The 6,884-nt window shown below is 44.5% G+C and carries 8 protein-coding genes; 7 read left to right on the top strand and 1 reads right to left on the bottom strand.

Annotated features, from left to right (window positions below; all coding sequences use genetic code 11):
• The 6 genes from IH879_17000 to rplM all read left to right on the top strand — a co-directional run.
• Positions 1-302, top strand: a 302-nt coding sequence (locus IH879_17000; protein ID MCH7676623.1) for a hypothetical protein, incomplete at its 5' end; no start/stop codon positions are given.
• 1 nt (position 303) lies between these two features.
• Positions 304-1,077, top strand: a complete 774-nt coding sequence (locus IH879_16995) for a hypothetical protein (GenBank protein ID MCH7676622.1) — start codon at positions 304-306, stop codon at positions 1,075-1,077.
• A 237-nt stretch (positions 1,078-1,314) separates the two neighbouring features.
• The gene (locus IH879_16990; GenBank protein ID MCH7676621.1) at positions 1,315-2,229 is read left to right on the top strand and encodes a M23 family metallopeptidase; all 915 of its coding nucleotides are present in this window, start codon (positions 1,315-1,317) and stop codon (positions 2,227-2,229) included.
• Between the two features lie 172 nt (positions 2,230-2,401).
• A complete protein-coding gene (locus IH879_16985; GenBank protein ID MCH7676620.1) occupies positions 2,402-3,418 on the top strand; it encodes an aspartate carbamoyltransferase in 1,017 nt (338 codons plus the stop codon).
• Between the two features lie 362 nt (positions 3,419-3,780).
• On the top strand, positions 3,781-5,082 hold the full coding sequence (locus tag IH879_16980; protein ID MCH7676619.1) for a dihydroorotase: 1,302 nt from the start codon (positions 3,781-3,783) through the stop codon (positions 5,080-5,082).
• A 148-nt stretch (positions 5,083-5,230) separates the two neighbouring features.
• A complete protein-coding gene (rplM, locus tag IH879_16975) occupies positions 5,231-5,662 on the top strand; it encodes a 50S ribosomal protein L13 (GenBank protein ID MCH7676618.1) in 432 nt (143 codons plus the stop codon).
• Between the two features lie 274 nt (positions 5,663-5,936).
• Here the strand turns inward: rplM and IH879_16970 are convergent, their stop codons facing one another.
• Positions 5,937-6,584, bottom strand: coding sequence for a PEGA domain-containing protein (locus IH879_16970; protein ID MCH7676617.1), 648 nt, complete (start codon positions 6,582-6,584; stop codon positions 5,937-5,939).
• Between IH879_16970 and IH879_16965 the strand changes: the two genes are divergently transcribed.
• On the top strand, positions 6,511-6,884 hold a 374-nt coding region (locus IH879_16965), incomplete at its 3' end, for a hypothetical protein (protein ID MCH7676616.1). The genes IH879_16970 and IH879_16965 overlap by 74 nt on opposite strands.

The raw sequence follows: 6,884 nt of genomic DNA, 5'->3' as shown, positions 1-6,884 counted from the left end.
CACCCGATTTACTCCCCGGATTCCCGGCGACAATTGATATCAAAATTTACGATGTCAATGGGAATCCGATTGTTGCGGGTTCCGAAATCATAGCGTCTGCAAACGGCGGGGCATTGTCCTGGAACACCGCTCTTATAACGGGTGATCCCGGAGTGACTCGCTATCAGGTGGTTCTTGTAAATAATCTCGATCCAGCGGACCCGGATGCCAAGGCAATCGCAACCCCGGTGACTATTTCCGTCAACAGTCAAAATGGGAATGTAGTCAGATCTTCGCCAGTAATTGTCTTGAGATTGAATTAAAATGAAATTAATGTTACAAAAATTTTTGTGGTGTATTCTGATCTTTTTTTCTATATTAAGTGGTGCTGGAGAACTCATTGCTCAACCGGCCGGCGCGCCTATTTATACGGAAAGCAATGGTGAATTTACCATCAGTTTGGACGGCGGATTTTTTACAAAAAAAATTTTTAGGATTAAAAATGAATCTCGTCGATTTTTCTTAAAAGGTTCCTATGGCCTAAGCAGCAAATTGGACATTTACGGCCTTTTTGGCCTGACCAATTTGAGCCTTACGCTCGCAGATTCTGCGCGCACGCTATTAGATGACGGATTCAAAATTGCTTATGGCGGCGGCCTATCCCTGCAAATTTTAAATTTTGAAAGTTTGCAAACGTCTTTGTTTTTCAACGGCCAAATGATTAGATTTATCAGTAAACCGGCCTCGGAATCCACTCTTGGATTCGGTTCACAAATTTTGGAATTAAATTATGACTGGCGTGAAACTAACCTGACATTTGGCCTAACAAAAAGAATCGGCGCTGCTAATTTTTACGGCGGAATCAATACTAAAATAATTCGACGTTTTGAAACAAAAATAGATAAGCTCATATTTAGTGGACAAAACACAACCGTAACCCGAGAAAAGGGAATGTACACCAGCGGTCTGCTAATGAGCCCATTGTTTGGCCTTGATTTGCATCTTCCTTCACGTTTAAAATTTAGTTTGGAGCTTAGTGCAAACGATGAATCGGATTTTGCCGTTTATTTTGGTTTGAGTCAAACAGGCAAGCCTTAGCCGAAATCCATTCAGCTATACTCGTGTTCATTCATGTAATTCTATGAATTCGAATTTGACCAATCACACCACCACCGACAGCACAAGTTGATTTTTTTAAAAAAGTTTCTTATATTCCGTAGTTTTTAAAATCTGCATCAACAGTACAAAGTTTGTAAATATTGAATAAGTATTTAACCCGTTCGTTAAATCCACCAAAAACAATAAAATCTTACGGCGTTAAAGAAGATATACGGTATGGATAAAATTCGTCTGGTTTTTTTCTCAGATAGGGAATCTGAGTTTCGGCAGTTTGAGTTTAATGTGCGGCGAGCAGCCGTTTATTTTCTTGTTACGGCTGTTGCAATCGGCAGTATTCTGTTTAGCTCGATTTCGATTAGCAACCGGCTGTTTGAGAATAGTTCTAATACTGCACTTGCAAAGACTAACACTTTTTTAAAGAAAAAAGTAAAAAACCTGCAGAATAATATTGAGGAGATCAATAAAAAATTGGTCGTTTTGGAGAAGGATACGGACGATTTGGAGATCATTGCAGGCCTGGTCACATCTGATCCCGACAGCGATAAAATTATGCAGACACTTTTAAGTGAAAAAGATCTTATGTTGGCATCCGTTCCGCTTGATTATGAATATCATACTGAAAAGATGGCCGACTACCTCGACGCCCTGGAGGCCAGAATTCGTCGCGCTGTAAATGTCCAGGATGTTATTGAAGATAAGTTTTTGCAGACGCAAAAAGAGATCAAATATATCCCATCGATTCGACCTGTGCAGGGTGGCAGAGTCACGGATAAATTTGGCCGGCGCAGAGACCCGTTTGTGGAGCGGGTCAAACATCATCAAGGCATCGACCTTTCCGCCCGTTACGGCACGAAAATTTACGCCGCGGCCTCCGGCAAGGTTGAATTTATCAGGGTCCGCTACCGCTTGAATAAAGGGTACGGCAGAGTCGTCATTATCGACCACGGATTTGGCTATAAAACTTTGTATGGCCATCTCTCCAAAATATATGTCAAACAAGGTCAGCAAGTTGAACGATGGCAGGAGATCGGCCTCTCCGGTGATACAGGCCGTGCCACAGGGCCCCATTTGCACTACGAAGTCTGGCACAAAGGCCGCGCCCAGAATCCCGAGGATTTTATTTTGAATTGATAATTGTTTGAAAATTTTAAGAAACTTTTTGACCCCGAATCAGTAGACTTCGGGGTTTTTTTATTGCCTCAATTAGCAGGTAACAAAACATTTGCTTTTTTTATGGAATTTTCTTAAATAAAATTTGACTAAGATTAAACCCAGGCAACTCGAGACCTTAAGAAAGCAAATAATGACAAAAAAAGACAAACCAGAGTTTGTAACAAATACCGGCAGATTACTGCACCTTATCCATACCCAGCAATTCACACACGAATTGATGCACGATTTTTTTAAGATCGCGAATAAGGCGCGGCAGCTATATACCAGTGCAATCGGGGCTTCCTTTCTCAAAAATTGTCTGCCGAATATGCGCGCTCTGCTCTATTTTGTGCAGCCTTCAACTCGGACTTTCCTTTCCTTCGAATCGGCGGCATCCATTCTGGGAATTTCAACCGCGCAAGTTACCTCTACCCGTACCTCTTCGGAGTTGAAAGGAGAAACGCCTCTTGATAGCGTTCACACGTTTGCCATGTACCACGATTTGATTATTATTCGCTATCCGGAGCCGGGATTTGCTGAACAATGTGCCATGCAATTTCTCGAATCCGATGTCTCCAAACATATCATCAATGGCGGCTCAGGAATGGATCAGCATCCAACCCAGGCTCTACTTGACGTCTACACTTTGCATCGTGAATTTCTCAAAAGGGGCGGGGTAGATGGAAAACGCATTATGTTCGTCGGCGACCTCGCCAGAGGCCGGGCTGCGAGATCACTGATTTATCTTCTCTGTAAATACAATGATGTTAAAGTTGATTTGGTCTCTCCGGATTCCCTCAAGTTAAAAGATGACATGAAGAAATATATGACTAAACACGGAATTAAGTTTAGGGAAAGCGATTCGATGCTCGGTTTTTCTAAAGAAGCGGACGCGGTTTATATGACCAGAATCCAGGATGAATATGACAACGAATTCTCAGCAGGCAACATCGATTATAGTGCTTACACGTTGACCCAAGACGTCATCGCTTCTTTAAAACCAAATTGTATCGTCATGCATCCTTTGCCCAGAAGGGAAGAAATTCCGGTAAGTTTTGACGCCGACCCACGCAGCCGCTACTGGGAGCAAGTTGAAAATGGCATGTGGGCCCGGGTTGCCTTAATTGCCCACATCTTAGAATGCGATCTGAAAATAAAGTCAGCTTAATACAAATCCCTGCCCTCGCTTATTTCAAAATTCCGAAAATGACAATTTACAGGAGTTTGTTAGCTTACCAGTTGGCTCGAAGTTTCATCCGCGTCTTTCTGAGCGCGAAGTCACGGATGCCTGCCTTGAATACCTAAGCATGTGGCGCGAAGAATCTAAGGTGTGCGGATATCAGATTCTTCGCACATCGGGTGATTTAGAGATGCGCGAATGAGTGCATTATGTGCTCAGAAAGACAGGGTGGTGCGTTTCGTTAGAGGGCAGGCCACAATAAAAGCAAATAAAAGTAGGTAGTATATAAGACTTAGTGCTTGCTTAGCGCTGATAAAACTAAAAACTTTTGACAATACCGCATAACAAATATGGGTTCAACCGATTCTATAAAACGCATCGATAAAATTTTATTTACCAACGCCCGCGTCATAGAGGCTGAAAAGCTGAGCGAGCAAAAGCAGGATGTTGTGATTGAAGATGGGAAACTTAAAGAAATCGGTAAAATAAGCAGCGCTGGTTTTAGTGGTAAAGTGGTTGATTTGCATGGATTGGCGCTTTGTCCGGGTCTGATTGATATGCACGTGCATTTGCGCGAACCCGGTGGTGAGCATAAAGAAACGATTGAAACGGGATGCGACTCGGCCATGGCCGGTGGATTTACCGGTGTTTGCCCGATGCCGAACACAACCCCTGCCGCTGACAATCCGAAAATCATAGAGTTCTTGAAAAATCAATCTAAAGATTTATTGGTGGATGTCTTTCCAATTGCTGCGGTAACAAAAGATAGAGCCGGCGCCGTGCTAACGGAAATGGAAGCTTTGGTGCAAGCAGGCGCCGTGGCATTTTCAGACGATGGCGATCCGGTGGCAACAGCCGGGATTTTACGGAGCGCCATGCAAAATGCAAAAAAACTCGACGTGCCGATTATAGAGCATTGCGAAGATAAAAGTTTTTCCGGAAATTGGGCCATGAACGAGGGGGTTGTATCGATGCGTTTAGGATTGCCGGGGATTCCGGGGATTGCGGAAGAAGTTATGGTTGCCAGAGACATTCAAGTGGCCGAATGTACCGGAGCTAAAATTCACATTGCACATATTTCGACGGCCAAAGCGGTTGATTTGGTCAGGCAGGCAAAAAAACAGGGGGTTCAGGTAACTTGCGAAGTCATGCCGCACCATTTTATTCTTACTGAAGAAGCTGTGTCGAAACAGGACACAAACGCCAAAATGAGCCCGCCCTTGCGAACTCAGCAAGATGTCGACGCGATGCTGAAAGGGTTGCAGGACGGCACCATCGATGTGATTGCAACCGACCACGCGCCTCATGCCAAAGAAGAGAAAGAAGTTGAATTTATCAAAGCGCCCATGGGAATTGTCGGTTTGGAAACGGCTTTAGGATTGGTTTTATCAAACTTGGTGGGGCCCGGCCTGCTGACCCTTTCGCAAGCTATCTGCAAAATGACAAAAAGACCTGCAGAGATTCTCAACCTTGAACGAGGTGAGCTAAAAATCGGCGCCCCGGCCTCCTTGACCATCTTTGACCCTGAGCACGAGTGGACCGTTGATAAAACCCAATTCAAATCAAAATCTCAAAATACGCCATTTGCGGGTTGGAAGTTAAAAGGAAAGGTTTTTGGCCTCTACAACAAGAATATGTGGTGGCAAGCCTAAGGATAGCAGGATTTGTTTTTCATAAGTGTCCCAAGTTATGTTTTTTGACGAAAAGTTCAAAAAACTCGACGAAGAAAAGTCTTGACTATTAAGGGTAATAGTAGTATTTTTATCGACTTTTGTGAAAATTTAATCGGGAGAAAGAACTTTGGAAACATACATTCCTAAACTGAATGAAATTAATCAGAAATGGCTCGTAGTCGATGCGGATGGACAGATTCTTGGCAGGTTAGCCAGCGAAGTGGCTTCGATCTTAAGAGGTAAAAACAAACCCATTTTTACGCCACATATGGATGTTGGAGACCACGTTATTATCATCAACGCCGGCAAAATTCGCGTTACAGGCAAGAAAGCCAAGACTAAGAAATACTACCGCCATACCGGTTATCCCGGCGGCTTACGCTCGGATAGTTACTCAGACTTAATTAAAAGCAATCCCGCAAAAATTTTAGAAAAGGCTATCTGGGGAATGCTGCCTCATAACAAGTTGGGTAAGAAAATCTATAAGAAGTTAAAAATATACGCAGGAAATGAGCATCCTCATGAGGCTCAAAAACCTGAAAAAATAGAAATTGGTTAACAATAACCCAAAATCAGCGATTGGCTTTTAGCTTTTGGCATTTAATTTTTGGGTACTTACGTTGAGACTATCATTTCACCTGTTGGGTGAATTACAAAAACCATTTTAACTAATTGAGTTTTATTAGCTAACAGCCAACAGCAAATAGCGAATCGCTCAATTTAGGATTGATTATGTACAACAGACGTCTTGGATTGAAAATCCCTGTTGAGCCTTAGTCGATAACCGATTCCATCGCTGCGAGCTATAGAATCGGTACGGCTATCGAGATCGTTTAATTATTGAGTCTCCTTAAGATGAACTTGACCAGTTCCATGCCATGCTTAACATTGATCACCTTTTCTCCGCCTTCAGCGCTATACCCCTTCCGCCGTACTAAAATTTTGTATTGTCCCGGTGACAGCTGCACCTCCTTTGGAGTGACTTCGCGAGTATCCTTGTTGTCAATGTAAATCCCGGCCCAGACCGCTTTTCCCGTTTCATCCTGAGAAAGAATCGTGACTGTCACCTTTTGATTAAAATCGAATGAAATTTCGACCTGCTCGTTGGCTTGCACTTCAACATACTTTTCAAAGGTACCAAGAGTCGGGTGTACCGCTCTTATTTTATGCTGTCCAACTTGCAGTTCCTCTGTATAAGGCGTAAACGTGTCTTTTTTCTTCAGTTCGTCATCTACGTAAATGGAGCCATACGGCCGCACCAGCACTCCTATTTTTCCTAAAAAGGCTGTGAGCTGAACCTTCAGCGGCTTTGTTTGGCCGGCTTCAATATCAACAGAAGTCGTCTTGTCACTGTACCCTGGTTTGCTCAACACAATTTGATGTTGGCCGGGCTTTATCTGCTCAATTTTGAACGGCGTATTGCCGACAACCTTACCGTCCAGTTCTATTGCGGCGCCGGACGGCTCGGAGGTGCTGGCGATCCACTTCCCGTACGGCTACGGCTTCATGGCGCAGGTGCCCGAGGGCCGCGAGGCGCTGGAGAGCACACTTGGGACGCTGCGCTCGTTGCTGGAGCCGCTGGCGACGACACGCAACGTCCTCGTGCCGAACGGGACGGACCATCTGCCCGCGCACAGCGGACTCTCCGGCGTGATCGCGATGGCGAATGAGATCCTCGAAGACGCGACGATGGAGCACGGGACGTACCCTCAGTTCGTAGCCGCCGTGCGCGAGGAGCTGGGCGACCGCTACGATGACCTGCCTCTGCTCACGGGGGAGTT

It is taken from the genome of candidate division KSB1 bacterium (assembly GCA_022562085.1).
Classification (GTDB): domain Bacteria; phylum Zhuqueibacterota; class Zhuqueibacteria; order Oceanimicrobiales; family Oceanimicrobiaceae; genus Oceanimicrobium.
Note: the sequence above shows the minus strand (reverse complement) of the source record. Positions and strands in the feature narration are given on the sequence as shown.

Coding starts and splice junctions, on each gene's coding strand:
- IH879_16995 (MCH7676622.1), top strand. CDS start 304: ATGAAATTAATGTTACAAAAATTTTTGTGGTGTATTCTGATCTTTTTT.
- IH879_16990 (MCH7676621.1), top strand. CDS start 1,315: ATGGATAAAATTCGTCTGGTTTTTTTCTCAGATAGGGAATCTGAGTTT.
- IH879_16985 (MCH7676620.1), top strand. CDS start 2,402: ATGACAAAAAAAGACAAACCAGAGTTTGTAACAAATACCGGCAGATTA.
- IH879_16980 (MCH7676619.1), top strand. CDS start 3,781: ATGGGTTCAACCGATTCTATAAAACGCATCGATAAAATTTTATTTACC.